The following is a 15,236-nucleotide window of genomic DNA, read 5'->3' as shown; positions in this document are numbered from 1 at the left end:
TCGTGCCTGTTCAATTCCCCCTCAAGCTGGTCGGCTGCCGCATGCTGGCCCCGACCGTCGGCCACTACCAGTTCGTGCGTGATGATGGACAGCCACTGGATTTCCAGCCCGGCCAGTTCATCCAGGTCCATTTCAGCTATGCCGACGGCACCGAAACCAAGCGCAGCTACTCGCTGGCGACCATCCACGACCATGCGCTGGGCCCGGGCGAGGCGGTGGATATCGCGGTCAGTTTCGTGCCCGGTGGTGCTGCCACGGCCCTGTTCGAGGCACTGGAGCCGGGCGGCCAGATCAGTGCGTCCGGCCCCTATGGCCGGTTCTGCCTGAATCCCGGTGACCACAACGCCCGTTACCTGCTGATCGCCACCGGTACCGGCGTTACCCCGTACCGTTCCATGCTGCCGCTGCTGGAAAAGGCCATGGCCGAACGCGATGTGCAGATCGTGCTGCTGCAGGGCGCGCGCAGCCCGGGCGAGCTGCTGTACAGCGAAGATTTCTACAGCTTCGCCGAAAAGCACGCGAACTTCCGCTATGTTCCGTGCCTGTCGCGCGAATTGCCGGCCGAACCGCACCCGGATGTACAGCACGGCTACGTGCAGCAGGCGCTGGCCGGTTTCACGCCGGACCCGGCCACCGACATCGCCTACCTGTGCGGCAACCCGGACATGGTCGATGCCTGCGCCGAGCTGCTGAAGGCCGCCGGCCTGGGCAACCCGCAGATCCGCCGCGAGAAGTACGTCAGCAGCAAGTAAGCCAGGGTAGTGCCGGCCGCTGGCCGGCAACCCCACGAACCTTGGTAATGCCGGCCGCTGGCCGGCAATCCCGCAAATCGGAGGCGGCATCACGCCGCCCCCGGTGCCATGCCTCAGTACGCGATCCAGGCATCACGCCAGGCAAAGCCGGTGCCTGGGCGATAGGCATCGGCGTTGATGTTGCACCACGCACCTTCCGGGAACGGGCGGCAGGCGTACAGCTTGCCGTCGGTGCCCTTCACCACGGTCTCGCCCGGCTTGTAGCTGCCGAGGCCTGCCGGATACACGAAGTCGAAATCGCCACCCGGCGGATCGACCGGGCCCGGACCCGGAATCTGGGTTTCCAGTTCAAAGCGATGACCCGGCTTCAGGTAGACACGGTTCTCGGTGGCGGACGCCACCGGCGTGATCACGCCGTTCTTCATCACGCCGACGCGGGCGTGCTGGGCGCTGCCATTGACCTTGCTGGCCAGCGCCATCGGCCACTGCGCCGGAGCGGTCTGGCCGGCGGCCAGGGTCACTTCCGGGCGCTCCAGATCGTTGCCGTTGGCATTGAACACGCGCAGGGTCAGCGTGGTGCCTGCCTCCAGCGCACCGCGGGCGGTGACCGGGCCGGCATCCTGCCACTGCGGCGGCGGAATCACGCCGTTGCCGCCTTCGAAGCGGACATCCATGCAGGTGTAGAACGCTTCACCCGAATCCGAACGCTGCCAGGTGTTGTAGATGATGTGCTGGCCACTGCGCTTGGGCAGCGGGCAGTCCAACTTGTAGGTCTTGCCGTCCACCGGCACGTTGCCCAGTGTGCAGAATTCCTGCAGGTCGGCCCAGCGCAGCGGGCTGCCCGGCTGCCAGCCATCACGGGTGACATAGAACTTCCACTCGCGGGTGGCATGCGGGGCCGGGGCATAGAACTCAAAGGTGTAGCGGCCACGCGCGTCGGCGCGGATTGGTGTGGTCGGCCAGTCGGTACGGTTCAGGTCAAGGCCGCGGTACTTGGGAATGCTGGCACTGCACAGTTCGCCATCGCGCACCAGTTCGCGATGGTTGCCATTGGCATTGCCGTGGGCAATCGCGCTCCAGTCGTAGAACGGCTGCGCGCCGCCAATGGCCTTGGCTGCGGCACAGGCCGGGTTGGTCGGGTTTTCCGGATTGCCCTCGTGGCACTGCTTCACGCGGCTGAGCGGCTTGGTCATGGTGCCGTGGGCGAAGGCGCTGCCGGACAAGGCCAGGCCGGCGACGACGGACAGTGCGAAGACTGCCCGATGGGACAGGTGCATGCAGAGACTCCTTTGCGAGGTGTGGGAAACCTCAAGGAGTCTTCACATGCGGATGCGCCGGCAACATCGGACAAGTTTGAAATCGATGGCGGCTGTGTTCGATCTGCAACACGGTGCTTACTTTGCCGTCATCCGGGCGAAAGGCGGTGCATTGTGCACCGCCTCCCGCATCACTGCCTCAGTACGCGATCCACGCATCGCGCCAGGCCGCGCCCACGCCCGGCCGGTAGGCCTCGGCATTGACGTTGCACCATGCACCCTCCGGGAACGGACGGCAGGCGTACAGCTTGCCGTCGGTGCCCTTCACCACGGTCTGGCCCGGCACATAGCCGCCGATACCGGCCGGGTACACATGGTCGAAATCACCGCCCGGCGACGGCGTGCCCGGGTCCGGCACCTTCGTGTCGAGCTGGAAGCGGTTGCCATCCTTCAGGTACACGCGGTTGGCGGTGGCCGAGGCCGTCGGCGTGATTGCACCATTGGCCAGCACGCCCACGCGCGCATGCTGGGCACTGGCATTGACCTTGCGGGCCAGCGCCAAGGGCCATTGCGCGGCCGAGGTCTGGCCGCTGGCCAGCGTCGCTTCCACACGTTCGACATCGTTGCCGCTGGCATTGAACACGCGCAGTGCCAGCGTCGTACCGACCGGCAATTCACCGCGGGCGGTGACCGGGCCGGCATCCTGCCATTGCGGTGCCGGCGTCGTACCACCGCCGCCGCCTTCAAAGCGCACGTCCATGCAGGTGTAGAACGCCTCGGTCGAATCCGAGCGCTGCCAGGTGTTGTAGATCACATGCTGGCCGCTGCGCTGCGGCAGCGTGCACTGCAGCTTGTAGGTGCCATCGGCAGAGAGCGGTGTATTGCCCAGCGTGCAGAACTCCTGCAGGTCGGCCCAGCGCAACGGGCTGCCCGGTTGCCAGCCGTCGCGGGTGACGAAGAAGCGCCAGTCGCGCGTGGCGTGCGGCGCGGTTGCCTTGAACACGAAGGTGAACCTGCCATTGGCATCGGCGTGGATCGGCGTGGTCTGCCAGTCACTGCGGTTCACGTCCAGGCCGCGGAAGGTCGGGTTGTTGCCGCTGCACAGCTTGCCGTCGGGCACCACGGCCTGATGGTTGCCGTTGGCGTTGGCCTGGTTGATGCCGTTCCAGTCGTAGAACGCCTGTGAACCGCCAATCGCTTTTGCAGCGGCACAGGCCGGGTTGGTCGGATTCTCGGGATTGCCCTGGAAGCAGGCATAGACGCGGCTGACCGGCGTGGTCATCGTGCCGTGGGCGAACGCGTTGCCGGCCAGGCACAGGCCCGCAGCGGCGAACGAGGTGGCCAGCAACAGCGGTGTGGATCGGAATGACATGGCGCATCCTTGTGGTCGTCGAAAGGGAACGGTGACCGCAGGCGCTGCGCTGGGCGGCGGACTTTCGGCGGCACCAGGGCGAGTATCGAGTCGCACTGCAGGCGGCGGAACCATCGCAGTGCCGATCCGTGACTGCGCATGTGAAGCCCTTCCCGCAGGCTTCACGCAGGGCTGAACGGATGCGCTGGACGTCACGTGACCGGCGTGGCATCGATCACGTCATGGAGATCACGCGACGCAGTCCCGGTACCTACCCGATCTGCCTGGCACGAGAAACAGCCATGCGCGGCGTTGTGCAGCTGGACGAACGCCACCGACGGGTCGGCAAACAGTGCATCCAGGTGGTCGGCCACCTCGGTGCCCGCACAGACCTGGGCACCGCACATCAGCGCGGCGTGGTCATAGGCACGCATCGAGATCACCCGGCGCTGCACATACGGGGGTACCTCGCCCGGCGGCAGGACGCAACGGGTCACGCCGCGCTGCACGAAGATCGGGCCGGCGGCGCGGTACGGCGAATGCAGCGGCAGGTGGACGTGGGACAGCAGGAGCAGCTCGCTGCCAGGCGCGGGATCGCTCAGGCTGATCCGGCAGGGATGCCCGCCGTTGGCGCCGGCCCAGCGACGCTGGATGCCGAGCGCAGCGAGCGCGCAGTCGCTCATCTCGAACAGGTGCAGGAAGGGGCGATGGTCGATGCCACCGAGGTACCACGTGTGCATGGGTGTCTCCTGGGTCTGCGGCGGATTCTGCGCGTGCGCCGGCGGCCGTGCTCGCCGTTTTCAGACCCCGCATCGCCGTCAGGCCGGGGCACTGGCCCGTGGGGCGCTGCGGGTCGCCGCCGATGCCGCCCTGTGCCGACCAAGGCCGAGGGGCAGGACCGTCCGGTCTGCGCGCCGTTGGCGGCGGATTCGTCATTGCCCATCGCCGTCGGCGCGCTGCCCGTGTAAGTTGAGTCACATCTTCCGCGGCAGCCCGTCGTGGTTGCCAGGAACGTCTTCCAGGGGAAACGAGCACGATGCAAAGACACCTCCTCGCGCTGGCCGGGATGCTGGCCAGCCTGATGCTTGCCGGTTGCAGCCAGCCGCCGTCACCCGGCGCCGAGGGTGCCACTGACGCACCCGGCCGCCGCTTCGGCACGATCGATTTCCAGCCCTGCACGCTGTCCACGGTAGGTGCGAGCGCCAACGTGGAGGCGCAGTGCGCCACCCTGCAGGTGCCGGAGGACCGGGCCCAGCCTGACGGTCGCCGGATCGGCCTGCGTATCGCCTGGCTGGAATCGGGCAGCAGCGGCGCCAGCCAGCCGGATCCGGTGTTCTTCCTGGCCGGCGGCCCCGGCCAGGCGGCCAGCGAGGTGGCGGTCATCGTCGATACTGCACTGCGCCAGGTGCGCAAACAGCGCGACGTGTTCCTGATCGACCAGCGCGGCACTGGCGGTTCCAGCCCGCTCAGCTGCCTGGGCGCGGACGGGAAGGAGCTGCCGATGGATGAGGATGCCGCGCCTTCCGAGGCATCGCTGCGCGACTACGCCCAGCGCTGTGCCGCATCGCTGCAGGGGCGTGCCGATGCGCGCTTCTACACCACCACCGAGGCGATCGCCGATCTGGATGCGGTGCGTGCGGCGCTCGGTGTGGACCAGCTCAACCTGGTTGGCGGCTCCTACGGTACCCGCGTGGCCCAGCGCTATGCGGGCACCTATCCACAGCACACCCGCAGCATCGTCATCGATGGCGTGGTGCCGAATGAGCTGGTGGTGGGCGGCGATTTCGCCAGGACATTCGAGGACGCGATCGCCCTGCAGTCGGCGCAGTGCCGCAAGGACGTTACCTGCAGCAAGCGCTTCCCGACCGATACCCGTGCGCAGCTGCGCAGCGTGGTCGAGACCCTGCGCCGTGCACCGGTTCCGGTCGAGTATCGCGACCCCGGCACCTACGGGACCCGGAAGGATGTGCTGACACCGGACAGCGTGGTGGGCCTGGCTTTTGCGTTTTCCTACGTACCCCAGTACGCCTCATTGCTGCCGCTGGTTCTTGATGAAGCCGCGCACGGCCGCTACGCGCCGCTCGCCTCGCTGGCACGCGGTGCGAACCGCAGCATGGATTTCCAGATCAACCGCGGGATGCATTGGTCGGTGATCTGTAGCGAAGATGCGCCGCGCTACCACGCGCCGGCCGAGGATCCCGAGCGGCTGTTTGGCAACGAGGTGGCCAGTGCATTCTTCGCGGCCTGCCCGGTGTGGCCGCACCGTCCGGCACCGGCAGCCAATGCCGTGCCGCTGCGCAGTGACGTACCGGCGCTGCTGTTGTCTGGTGAACTGGACCCGGTGACCCCGCCGCGCTATGCCGAGCAGGTCCTCAAGGGCCTGCCCAATGGACGCGCGCTGGTCGCCCGTGGCCAGGGCCACGGCACGCTGACCGCCGGCTGCATGCCGCGCCTGCTCGGCCAGTTCATCGACACGACCGATGCCAAGGCGCTGGACGCCGGCTGCCTGGATACGCTGAGCTACGTGCCGGCGTTCACCTCGTTCAACGGATGGGAACCATGATCGTCGCCGACAACCTGCACAAGGCCTTCGACACCCGCACCGGCCGTATCCAGGCAGTGTCCAACGTCGGCTTCCGCGCCGAGGATGGCCGCATCACCGGCCTGCTGGGGCCCAATGGTGCCGGCAAGACCACCACCATGCGCATGCTGTACACGCTGATGACGCCCGATCAGGGCAGCATCACTGTCGACGGCATCGATGCGGCGCGCAATCCGGTGGAGGTGCGTCGCCACCTCGGCGTGCTGCCTGATGCGCGTGGCGTCTACAAGCGCCTGACTGCGCGCGAGAACATCGCCTACTTCGGCGAACTGCATGGCCTGTCGGCCGAGCGCATCCGCGAACGCATCGAGGTGCTGTCGCACGCGCTGGACATGGGGGACATCCTCGACCGCCAGACCGATGGCTTCTCGCAGGGCCAGCGCACCAAGACCGCGATTGCCCGCGCGCTGGTGCACGACCCTCGCAACGTCATTCTCGATGAACCGACCAACGGCCTGGACGTGATGACCACGCGCGCGCTGCGCCGCTTCCTGCTGGGCCTGCGCGAAGAGGGTCGCTGCGTGATCCTGTCCAGCCACATCATGCAGGAGGTGGCCGCGCTGTGCGATCACATCGTGATCATCGCCAAGGGCACGGTGATGGCCGCCGGCAGCGCCGACGAACTGCGTGCGCAGGCCGCCGAATCCAACCTGGAAGATGCGTTCGTGAAACTGATCGGCAGCGAAGAGGGCCTGCACGCATGAGCATGATGTCGACCCTGATGACGGTGATGCGCAAGGAACTGCGCGACCTGTCGCGTGATCGCCGCACACTGCTGCTGACCCTGCTGTTCGGGCCACTGCTGTACCCGGTGCTGCTGCTGGGCATGGGCAAGCTGGCCGAGAGCCGGGTGCGCACCCAGATCGAACAACCGCTGCAGATTCCGACCATCGGTGCGGACAACGCGCCGAACCTGGTGCGCTTCCTCGCCGCGCAGGGGCTGAACACCGCACCGGCACCGAAGGACCTGGCCGAGGCCATCCGCACCCAGGACATCGATGTGGCGCTGCGCATCAGCGATGAGTTCGGCAAGGACTGGGCCGAGGGCAAGCCAGCGCTGGTGGAGGTGATCAAGGACAGCACGCGTCGCGCGGCCGAAGTACCCAGTGCACGCCTGGAGGCGGCGCTGGCCACCTACAACGGCCAGGTCGGTGCCTTGCGCCTGATGGCACGCGGCATCGACGCACAGGTGGCACGCCCGCTGGACGTGGCGCGCCAGGACCTGGCCAGTGCCGAGGCCAAGCGCGGCATGATCCTGTCGATGCTGCTGCCGGTACTGCTGACGCTGACCTCGTTCATCGGTGGCGCCTACCTGGTGATGGACGCCACGGCCGGCGAGCGCGAGCGGCAGTCACTGGAACCCTTGCTGGCCACGCCGGGCTCGCGCAGTGCGATCGTCAGCGGCAAGATCGCCGCCGCCTGCGTGGTCGGTTTCGTGTCGCTGCTGCTGACCCTGGTCGCGTTCAAGGTGAGCGCGCAGATCGCCCCCGGCAACATCGGCCGCCAGTTCAACATGAACGTCGGCTCGATGCTGCAGATGCTGCTGGTGATGTTGCCGATGCTGCTGATCGGCACCTCGCTGCTGACCTTCCTGTCGGCTGCGGCCAAGAGCATGAAGGAAGCGCAGAGCCACATGACCTGGCTGATGCTGCTGCCGATGCTGCCTGGCTACGCCCTGGTGGCCTATCCGCTGAAGAGCGAGATGTGGCAGTACGCCGTGCCGTTCCTGTCGCAGAACCAGATGCTGCTGAAGGTGATCCGCCACGAGACCATCACCCCGACGGTCTGGGCGATCTACCTCGGTGCCAGCCTCGGCCTGGCCGCTATGCTGTGGTTCGCCGCTGTGCGCCGCTACCACAACGAGCGCCTGGCCATCTCTGGCTGACCGCCACGGGTAGCGCCGGGCCATGCCCGGCGGATATGAAACGAGGCCCGGTCATTCCGGGCCTCGTTGTTTTCAGGATTGTGCTGCCTGCCAAGCGGCGAAGCGCTGGGCGATCACCGGTGCCAGTCGATCGAAGTTTTCCCAGGTATCGGCGACGTGGTACAGCGAAGGAAGATCGTCTGCCAGCAATTCGATGTAGTCATCGGGATACAGGCAGTCATCCGCTTGGTAGTACTCCAGCGTGAATGCATTCGCCTCATCGTTGATCATTTCATCAAGGAACTTGCCATCACACACCAGCAGGAACTGACCGGGTGTCATTGCACGCCGGGTCAAGGCTCCCAGCTCCTCCTGCATGTCATCCAACAGCTCTTCGCCCGCCATCCCCCGTAGCAGCAGCCACGCCAGATACATTCCGATGTGGGTAGCGCCTGCCTCAGGGGAGAGATCGGCAGGGAAGTCGCCGTCAGAGTGCCAGCTGGCGTCGTCGTACTTCATATGGGTGCGTCTATGGACCAACGGGCAGGTTAGGTCGCGAAGATATACAGCGCGAGTGTTGATTGCGTCACTCCACGCTATACCGCGCAGGCGTCACACCCATCTCGCGCTTGAACACGGCGATGAACGAACTGGGCGTGTCGTAGCCCATTGACAGCGCAACGCTGATCACGGGTTCGCCTGCCAGCAGGCGTGGCAGTGACAGCAGCACGCGCAGGCGCTGCCGCCACTGGCTCAAGGTCATGCCAGTTTCGGCCTGCCAACGGCGGGCGAGACTGCGGCTGGACAGTCCGCTGGTGGCTGCCCACGCTTCGACGCTGCGAAGGTCGTCCGGCGACCGTGCCAGCGCCGCCGCGATCCGCCGCAACCGTCGATCCTGCGGTTGTGGCAGGGCAAGTGGCAAGGGAGTGCTGGCACGGATCTCATCGGCGATGACGCCGGCCAAGCGTGCCTGCGCAGCGTCCAGTGCCTGATGCGGCCAGCGCAGTGCCCGCGTCACCGCCGCCTGCAACAGCACATCGGGTTGGAAAATGCGGGGCAGCGGCGGCAGATCCAGGCCGGCATCGGCGCGGACGTACAGGCTCCAGCCATCGAATGCGTCTGCCCCTACCAGGGCGTGGGGCAGCAAGGGCGGTATCCAGGCAACATGCCCCGCCGGCAGCAGCCAGTGCAGGTCGCCGGCCTCGATCCGCAGCAGGCCGTGGTGGGCACCCAGCAACTGGCCGCGCACGTGCTGGTGGCGCGCGGTGCGCCGCCTTCCGGGCACGCGCAGCTGGCCGGCCAGCACGATGGGGCCGTCGTCGGCGTCCGCCAATGCCGGATCAATCAAGCCGGTCGGTGTCTGATCTGCCATATCCATTGGCAGTTATACGGCAGAAGCGCCGATCCGCGCGCGCCACACTGGGCGCCCATTCCAACACGAGCCGCCCCGATGCAGCCCCAAGACATCCTTCCCGACCACCAGAACGAGGTACAGGTAAACGGGCTCACCCTGCGCAAGGGCAGCGTGGGCGCCTTCCTCGCCAGCGTCCGTGACTGGCAGGACCCCGCCAGCGATGACGCCACCCGCGCCACCGCCGAAGCAGATCTGCGTGGGCTGCTGCCGGGCCTGCATGCGCTGGGCCTGTTCCAGGTGCTGGCCGCGCGCGATCCGGCACTGCAACGCCTGATTGACAGCCTCTCCTGAAGCGGACACGGCCCGGAGATGCCGGGCCGTGTGGTCATTTTGGGGCGGAAACGACTTAATCCCCTCCGTCCCCTTTTCTGCGGTCAGCCGCCTGGCGCGAACACCAGGGTGCGGCGGGTGGTGACCGGCGCGCTGACCGGCTCGAAGCGCCAGCGCTTGACTGCGTTCAGGGCTTCGCGGTCGAAGGTGCGGCCGGAGGTTGCGCGCAGCACGCGGGCGTTGACCACCGAGCCGTCGGTACCGACCGTGATCTCCACCAGCACTTCGCCCGACGTTCCCGAACGCAGTGCCTCGGCCGGATAGCGCGGCGCCGGCGTACTGATCGGGCGCAGGGTGGGCGCGGCGGCAGCCGCGGCCTGGCGCGCCGCGCTGGCCTGCTGGGCCGCGGCCTGCTGCTGCTTCTGTTCGGCTTCGCGGCGTGCGGCGGCCTGGCGCTCGGCTTCCTGGCGTTCGTTGTCGCGGCGTGCGGCGTCCTGCTGGGCAGCGATCTGCTTGGCCGCGTCGGCTTCCTTGGCGCGTTGTTCGGCCAGGCGCTGCTGTTCGATCTGCTGCTTGCTGCGCTCCTCGGCGTCCTTCTTTGCCTTCTCCGCTTCGGTCTCGGTGCGCTTGGCCGCGTTTTCCACGCCCTTGGACAGACCGTCCTTCAGGCGCGGCAAGGCGGGCGCGGAGGCATCCACCTTCTCGATCAGTGCCACCAGGCGCTGTGCTTCGGTGTAGTCCTCGCGGCCCAGGTGCTGCTCGGCGGCGATCAGGGTGTAGGGCAGCAGGTCGGTCAGCGCGCTCTTCACCGAGGCGTCGTCCGGGGTCTTGTCGCGCAGGGCGAGGTAGTACTCGATGGCATTGTCGCCGGCCGGCGCGTACATGCGGTTCTCGCGCAGGGCCTGGCTGGCCGACTCACGCAGCTGCTCGGTGCCCATCGACTGCACCTTGGCGGCGACCACCGGTGCGGCCGGTGCAGCGGCGGTGGGGGCGGCGGCCGGAGCCGGTGCTGCGGATTCTTCCTTGCCCGAGCAGGCGGCCAGCGCCAGTGCCAAAGCAACCGGCAGCCACCGGCGCGCGGCGGTGATCGTTGAGACGTGCGACATCCTGCTCCCCTCTAGAAGACGACGTGACGTAAATCATTGATATGCATGGCCGGGACCCGTGGTCCAGGCGCGGCAGGGTGGCGTTTCCCGACGCCACCGCCGGCAACGGCGAGGATGCAATCTAGCATCCCGGCCACCGCCCCGCACAAGGGGTGGTGGCCGGGTGGGGCCGCAGTGATCATGTCGTGGCCGGCGGCGACCTCAGTGGTCGTGTGCCTTGTCGTGCGACTTGCTGTGGCCGTTGGACATCAGCTTGTCGGTCCAGGCGATGCCGATCGCCGACAGGATGAACACGCAGTGGATGATGGTCTGCCACAGCACACCTTCCTGGGTCATGGTCGTGCAGGTATCGACGCCAGCGTTGTAGAAACTGGTCGACGCCGAAGACACTGCCGCTGCCCATTGTTCCGGTTTGCACAGCGGCAGTCCCTTCAACGCGCTGGTGGCGATGAAGGTCTTCAGCAGGTGGATCGAGGAGATGCCGATGATCGCCATCGCCAGCTTCACCTTCAGCACGCTGGCGTTGACGTGGCTCAGCCATTCCGGCTGGTCCGGATGGCCTTCCAGGCGCAGGCGCGAGACGAAGGTTTCATAGCCGCCGACGATCACCATCACCAGCAGGTTGGAGATCATCACCACGTCGATCAGGCCCAGCACGATCAGCATGATCTGCTGTTCGCCCATCGACACCGAGTGGGACAGCAGGTGCCACAGTTCCTTGCCGAACAGGAACACGTAGACGCACTGGGCAAGGATCAGGCCCAGGTACAGCGGCAGCTGCAGCCAGCGCGAGGCGAAGATCAGCGAGGACAACGGGGACAAGGGACGAGGACTGTGGCTCATGCAGGACAGTGCGTTTCGGGGGAGCCGCGAGGTTACCGGCCCGCCATGACGGTGCCAACCCAACTCACGCACTAGACTTCAGGTTCCTTTCCGCACCCCGAGCCGCCGCCATGATCGACCTGTATTACTGGCCCACCCCGAACGGCCACAAAGTGACCCTGCTGTTGGAGGAAGCCGGCCTGGAGTACCGCATCCACCCGGTCAACATCGGTTCGGGCGACCAGTTCAAGCCGGAATTCCTGGCCATCTCGCCGAACAACAAGATGCCGGCCATCGTCGACCATGCCCCGGCCGATGGCGGTGCTCCCCAGAGTGTGTTCGAGTCCGGCGCGATCCTGCTGTACCTGGCCGAGAAGACCGGCCGCTTCCTGCCCAGCGACGCGCGTGGCCGCGTGACCACCCTGGAATGGCTGTTCTGGCAGATGGCGGGCCTGGGCCCGATGAGTGGCCAGATGGGCCACTTCAACGTGTACGCGCCGGAGAAGATTCCCTATGCCATCGAGCGCTACGACAACGAGGTGCGCCGCCTGCACGGGGTGATGGACAAGCGCCTGGCCCAGCACGCCTTCCTGGCCGGCGATGAGTACACCATCGCCGACATGGCCAGCTACCCGTGGGTCGGCGCCTACGACACGCTGCCGGTGGACTTCGCCGCGTTCCCGAACCTCAAGCGCTGGCATGAAGCGATTGCCGCACGCCCGGCCACCCAGCGCGCCTATGCCCTGCGCCAGCAGGTGAACCCCAACGCCGGCAAGCCGCTCAGCGACGAAGAGCGCAAGCACCTGTTCGGCCAGCGTTGAACCAGGACGGCGTCATTCACGCGTGACGTGGATCTACGGGTGGTGGGTGCCGACCCTTGGTCGGCACTCGTCCGCACGCCTTATGGGCAGAAGGTCATGCTGCCTTCCCGCACGGGCTTGGTTAGGATGGGGGGACGACCGTCCCGCGCCCCGCGTGGAGGCGGACCTGCCGTTTGCCGGGATCCTCCATGCGCCACCTGTTCGCTTCGCTCGCCCTCATGCTTGCCACCACAACCGCTGCCCACGCTGAAAAGCTGACCCTGGAAGCCATCACCGGTCCGCTGCCGCTGTCCGGCCCGACCTTGATGAAGCCCAAGGTGGCACCGGACGGATCGCAGGTCAGCTTCCTGCGCGGCAAGGACAGCGACCGAAACCAGCTGGACCTGTGGACCTACGACATCGGTAGCGGCCAGACCCGGCTGCTGGTTGATTCCAAGGTGGTGCTGCCCGGCACCGAGACCCTCAGCGACGAGGAAAAGGCACGCCGCGAGCGCCAGCGCATCGCCGCGATGACCGGCATCGTTGATTACCAGTGGTCGCCGGACGCGCAGCGCCTGCTGTTCCCGCTGGGCGGCGAACTCTACCTGTACGACCTCAAGCAGCAGGGCCAGGCGGCCGTGCGCCAGCTGACCCACGGTGAAGGTTTCGCCACCGACGCCAAGCTGTCGCCCAAGGGCGGTTTCGTCAGCTTCATCCGCGGCCGCAACCTGTGGGTGATCGACCTGGCCAATGGCAAGCAGCTGCAGCTGACCCACGACGGCAGCACCACCATCGGCAACGGCGTGGCCGAGTTCGTCGCCGATGAGGAGATGGATCGCCACACCGGCTACTGGTGGGCGCCGGATGATTCGGCCATTGCCTTTGCCCGCATCGATGAATCGCCGGTGCCGGTACAGAAGCGCTACGAGGTCTATGCCGACCGCACCGACGTGATCGAGCAGCGTTACCCGGCCGCCGGCGACGCCAACGTGCGCGTGCAGCTGGGCGTGATCGCACCGGCCGCCGATGCGCAGCCGCGCTGGGTCGACCTCGGCAGGGAACAGGATATCTACCTGGCCCGCGTCGATTGGCGCGATCCGCAGCACCTGAGTTTCCAGCGCCAGTCGCGTGACCAGAAGCAGCTGGACCTGGTGGAAGTGGCGCTCGACTCCAACCGCCAGCGCGTGCTCGCCCACGAGACCAGCCCGACCTGGGTGCCGCTGCATAACAGCCTGCGCTTCCTGGAAGACGGCAGCGTGCTGTGGTCGTCCGAGCGTACCGGCTTCCAGCACCTGTACCGCATCGACAGCAAGGGCAAGACCACCGCGCTGACCCACGGCAACTGGCCGGTGGACGAACTGCTGGCGGTTGATGAGAAGGCTGGCAAGGCCTACTTCCGCGCCGGCATCGAAACCTCGCGCGAAAGCCAGATCTACGCGGTATCGCTGCAGGGCGGCGAGCCCCAGCGCCTGTCCAAGGCACCGGGCATGCACAGCGCCACGTTCGCCCGCAATGCCAGCGTCTATGTCGACAGCTGGTCCAACAGCACCACGCCGCCGCAGATCGAGCTGTTCCGCGCCAATGGCGAGAAGATCGCTACGCTGGTGGAGAACGACCTGGCCGATCCCAAGCACCCGTATGCGCGCTACCGCGACGCGCAGCGCCCGGTCGAGTTCGGCACGCTGACCGCCGCCGATGGCAAGACCCCACTGAACTACAGCCTGATCAAGCCGGCCGGGTTTGATCCGTCCAAGCGCTACCCGGTGGCGGTGTATGTCTATGGCGGCCCGGCCAGCCAGACCGTCACCGACAGTTGGCCCGGCCGCGGTGATCACCTGTTCAACCAGTACCTGGCCCAGCAGGGCTACGTGGTGTTCTCGCTGGACAACCGCGGCACCCCGCGTCGCGGCCGCGACTTCGGTGGTGCGCTGTACGGGAAGCAGGGCACGGTGGAAGTGACCGACCAGCTGCGCGGCGTGGCCTGGCTCAAGCAGCAGCCGTGGGTGGACCCGGCGCGCATTGGCGTGCAGGGCTGGTCCAACGGCGGTTACATGACCCTGATGCTGCTGGCCAAGGCCTCGAACCAGTACGCCTGCGGCGTGGCCGGTGCGCCGGTGACCGACTGGGGCCTGTACGACAGCCACTACACCGAACGCTACATGGATCTGCCGGCACGCAATGAAGCCGGTTATCGCGAAGCGCGCGTGCTGACCCATATCGATGGCCTGCGCTCGCCGCTGCTGCTGATCCACGGCATGGCCGACGACAACGTGCTGTTCACCAACTCGACCAGCCTGATGAGCGCGCTGCAGAAGCGTGCACAGCCGTTCGAGCTGATGACCTACCCGGGTGCCAAGCATGGCCTGTCGGGCGCCGATGCCCTGCATCGCTACCGCGTGGCCGAAGCCTTCCTGGGACGCTGCCTGAAACCCTGATCCGCAACCGGGAAGGAGCCCGCCGATGACCCTGCCACCGCCGATTCCCGCCCATCGCCAGACGTCCACCGGATGGTGGCGCCGCCACTGGCGCTGGGCGATGCCGCTGACGGTGGTGTTGGTGCTGGGTGGCGCCGGTGGCGTGGTGACCTGGAGCCTGTTGCGCTGGAGCGAGGCGGCACGCGAAAGTCCACCGATGCGCGAAGCGTTGCGCCGCGCGGGCTGTAGCATCGAACTGGTGGAAGCCTTCGGCGAGCCGCTGCATATCGAATCGATGCCGCTGGGCAGCATGCAGACCGCCATCAACGGCCAGCGCGACGTTGGCCTGACCGTTGCGCTGGAAGGGCCGCAGGCACGCGGGCGGTTGTTCGTGCAGGGCATCCGTCGTGACGATGTCTGGGACTACCCGGTGATGTACGTGCTGGCCGAAGACAAGCAGACCTTCGACCTGACGGCGCTGGATGATGATGAGGCTGCGCAGGAGTGCGAGCTGCAGGCCTGCCGTGATCGCGGCGAATGCCCGCTGACCGCCGCGTTGTGACCTCCCCGGGCAGGCGACTGCGG

15 protein-coding genes are annotated in these 15,236 nt (G+C 67.0%); 8 read left to right on the top strand and 7 right to left on the bottom strand.

Features of this window, described 5'->3' with window-relative positions:
- Positions 1 to 2 precede the first annotated feature (2 nt).
- Positions 3 to 752, top strand: coding sequence for a ferredoxin--NADP reductase (locus G370_RS0117045; protein WP_019661680.1), 750 nt, complete (start codon positions 3 to 5; stop codon positions 750 to 752).
- A 113-nt stretch (positions 753 to 865) separates the two neighbouring features.
- Here the strand turns inward: G370_RS0117045 and G370_RS0117040 are convergent, their stop codons facing one another.
- The 3 genes from G370_RS0117040 to G370_RS0117030 form a co-directional block, all read right to left on the bottom strand.
- Positions 866 to 2,029, bottom strand: a complete 1,164-nt coding sequence (locus G370_RS0117040; RefSeq protein ID WP_019661679.1) for a lytic polysaccharide monooxygenase — start codon at positions 2,027 to 2,029, stop codon at positions 866 to 868.
- 178 nt (positions 2,030 to 2,207) lie between these two features.
- Positions 2,208 to 3,380 carry a lytic polysaccharide monooxygenase auxiliary activity family 9 protein gene (locus tag G370_RS0117035; RefSeq protein ID WP_019661678.1) on the bottom strand — a complete coding sequence of 391 codons (1,173 nt, stop codon included), beginning with the start codon at positions 3,378 to 3,380 and terminating at the stop codon, positions 2,208 to 2,210.
- 191 nt (positions 3,381 to 3,571) lie between these two features.
- The gene (locus G370_RS0117030) at positions 3,572 to 4,099 is read right to left on the bottom strand and encodes a DUF1203 domain-containing protein (RefSeq protein WP_019661677.1); all 528 of its coding nucleotides are present in this window, start codon (positions 4,097 to 4,099) and stop codon (positions 3,572 to 3,574) included.
- Positions 4,100 to 4,395: 296 nt separating this feature from the next.
- Here G370_RS0117030 and G370_RS0117025 point away from each other — a divergent pair, with 296 nt between their 5' ends.
- From G370_RS0117025 to G370_RS0117015, 3 genes are read left to right on the top strand one after another with little or no spacing between them, the layout of a single operon-like run.
- Positions 4,396 to 5,922, top strand: coding sequence for an alpha/beta hydrolase (locus G370_RS0117025; protein WP_019661676.1), 1,527 nt, complete (start codon positions 4,396 to 4,398; stop codon positions 5,920 to 5,922).
- On the top strand, positions 5,919 to 6,665 hold the full coding sequence (locus G370_RS0117020) for an ABC transporter ATP-binding protein (RefSeq protein WP_019661675.1): 747 nt from the start codon (positions 5,919 to 5,921) through the stop codon (positions 6,663 to 6,665). Before G370_RS0117025 ends, G370_RS0117020 begins: the two co-directional genes overlap by 4 nt.
- Positions 6,662 to 7,846, top strand: coding sequence for an ABC transporter permease (locus tag G370_RS0117015; protein WP_019661674.1), 1,185 nt, complete (start codon positions 6,662 to 6,664; stop codon positions 7,844 to 7,846). The genes G370_RS0117020 and G370_RS0117015 overlap by 4 nt, the downstream gene beginning before the upstream one ends.
- 72 nt (positions 7,847 to 7,918) lie before the next feature.
- Here G370_RS0117015 and G370_RS0117010 read toward each other — a convergent pair whose 3' ends face one another.
- The gene (locus G370_RS0117010; RefSeq protein WP_026347217.1) at positions 7,919 to 8,344 is read right to left on the bottom strand and encodes a DUF7832 domain-containing protein; all 426 of its coding nucleotides are present in this window, start codon (positions 8,342 to 8,344) and stop codon (positions 7,919 to 7,921) included.
- A 67-nt stretch (positions 8,345 to 8,411) separates the two neighbouring features.
- The gene (locus G370_RS0117005) at positions 8,412 to 9,197 is read right to left on the bottom strand and encodes a helix-turn-helix domain-containing protein (protein WP_019661672.1); all 786 of its coding nucleotides are present in this window, start codon (positions 9,195 to 9,197) and stop codon (positions 8,412 to 8,414) included.
- Between the two features lie 78 nt (positions 9,198 to 9,275).
- Here G370_RS0117005 and G370_RS0117000 point away from each other — a divergent pair, with 78 nt between their 5' ends.
- On the top strand, positions 9,276 to 9,530 hold the full coding sequence (locus G370_RS0117000; RefSeq protein WP_019661671.1) for a hypothetical protein: 255 nt from the start codon (positions 9,276 to 9,278) through the stop codon (positions 9,528 to 9,530).
- Between the two features lie 83 nt (positions 9,531 to 9,613).
- On the opposite strand, the gene G370_RS0116995 is transcribed toward G370_RS0117000, so the two are convergent.
- Positions 9,614 to 10,615 (bottom strand): energy transducer TonB, encoded by a 1,002-nt coding sequence (locus G370_RS0116995; protein ID WP_019661670.1) that lies wholly within the window; start codon positions 10,613 to 10,615, stop codon positions 9,614 to 9,616.
- 201 nt (positions 10,616 to 10,816) lie between these two features.
- Positions 10,817 to 11,458, bottom strand: a complete 642-nt coding sequence (locus G370_RS0116990) for a TIGR00645 family protein (RefSeq protein WP_019661669.1) — start codon at positions 11,456 to 11,458, stop codon at positions 10,817 to 10,819.
- Positions 11,459 to 11,568: 110 nt separating this feature from the next.
- On the opposite strand from G370_RS0116990, the gene G370_RS0116985 reads away from it, so the two are divergent.
- The 3 genes from G370_RS0116985 (at position 11,569) to G370_RS0116975 (ending at position 15,213) form a co-directional block, all read left to right on the top strand.
- On the top strand, positions 11,569 to 12,258 hold the full coding sequence (locus tag G370_RS0116985) for a glutathione binding-like protein (protein ID WP_019661668.1): 690 nt from the start codon (positions 11,569 to 11,571) through the stop codon (positions 12,256 to 12,258).
- Positions 12,259 to 12,446: 188 nt separating this feature from the next.
- Positions 12,447 to 14,672, top strand: coding sequence for a S9 family peptidase (locus tag G370_RS0116980; protein WP_019661667.1), 2,226 nt, complete (start codon positions 12,447 to 12,449; stop codon positions 14,670 to 14,672).
- A gap of 25 nt (positions 14,673 to 14,697) precedes the next feature.
- Positions 14,698 to 15,213 carry a cytochrome c oxidase assembly factor Coa1 family protein gene (locus G370_RS0116975; RefSeq protein WP_019661666.1) on the top strand — a complete coding sequence of 172 codons (516 nt, stop codon included), beginning with the start codon at positions 14,698 to 14,700 and terminating at the stop codon, positions 15,211 to 15,213.
- Positions 15,214 to 15,236: the final 23 nt, after the last annotated feature.

Origin of the sequence: Stenotrophomonas hibiscicola ATCC 19867 (assembly GCF_000382065.1) — a bacterium.
GTDB classification, from domain to species: Bacteria; Pseudomonadota; Gammaproteobacteria; order Xanthomonadales; family Xanthomonadaceae; genus Stenotrophomonas; species Stenotrophomonas hibiscicola.
The sequence above is the reverse complement of the archived record's forward strand: the minus strand, read 5'-3'. Positions and strand labels throughout refer to the sequence as shown.